Origin of the sequence: Bartonella sp. TT119HLJHH (assembly GCF_042193385.1) — a bacterium.
Lineage (GTDB): Bacteria > Pseudomonadota > Alphaproteobacteria > Rhizobiales > Rhizobiaceae > Bartonella.
In genome coordinates, this window is the sequence record NZ_JBHILS010000112.1 from 1 (window position 1) to 924 (window position 924).

Sequence of the window (924 nt, forward strand, 5' to 3'; positions counted from 1 at the left end):
GCTCTCTGAGACATCAATATGATCTGCAATTAAATACAGCGTTTGCGGCGTGTAAATATGAGAACGATTATTGCTTAAATCGAGAGTGTTTGCTGTCAACCTCACATCCCCCTCAGCAGACAACACATTCTCAACACTGATCTCTCCAGACACCGATGTCAATGTTGCGCTGCCATAGCCCATGACCTGATCATAATAGATGTCGTTGCCTGCAAAAATTTCAATATTGCCACCACTGGCAATCTGACCAACCTTCACCCCTTCTTTTGCTGTAATCAAAAGAAAGCCGTTTTTATCTAAAACAAGATCCCCTGAACCGCCCGTAGAAACGACACCTGTCATCAGTGTGCCTGCATCAAGGCTGCCAACCTTTAAAACAGCTTTTTCACCCGTCATCAGCGAAGAAAAGTCAACCGCCCCACCCTCAATATTTGCCTTACCATAGGCTAAAAGTTGTCTAAAATGAACGGGAGCATTTGTTTCTGGTTGTGCTTGAATGACAACATTTTGATGCGACAGAATTGTTTGAGAAACAGATAGCCCGTTATGAGAAACCAGGGTGATATCTCCTGCCCCATAAACACTTTCAGCAACAATCGCACCTTGACGGCTCTGGAGATCAACATCCCCTTGGGTGCCAAGAACAACAACACCAGCAGCACCCGTTGCCGCCATATCAACCCCACCAGCTAAAAGCTGCGCCTGTATATCACCACCGGCATGCGCCTTGAGATTCCCTTGCGCTAAAACAATCCCCTCAAGCTTCAAATTTCCGCCCGATTCAAGAGCCATATCAGCGCCTGCCCCTAGCCCTGAAACTTGAAGTGTCTGGCGCGAAGAAAGCTCCATATTGCCCCCAGAGGTTGCCTTACCGGCAATCGATAAAAGCCCATCCTGCGCCTCTATCTTCAAATGACCATCAGC

Annotated in this window: 1 pseudogene; it reads right to left on the reverse strand. The window is 47.4% G+C overall.

Going from position 1 to position 924, the window contains the following annotated elements:
- Positions 1-924: pseudogene (locus ACFIJL_RS09620) on the reverse strand (filamentous hemagglutinin); the annotation flags it as partial.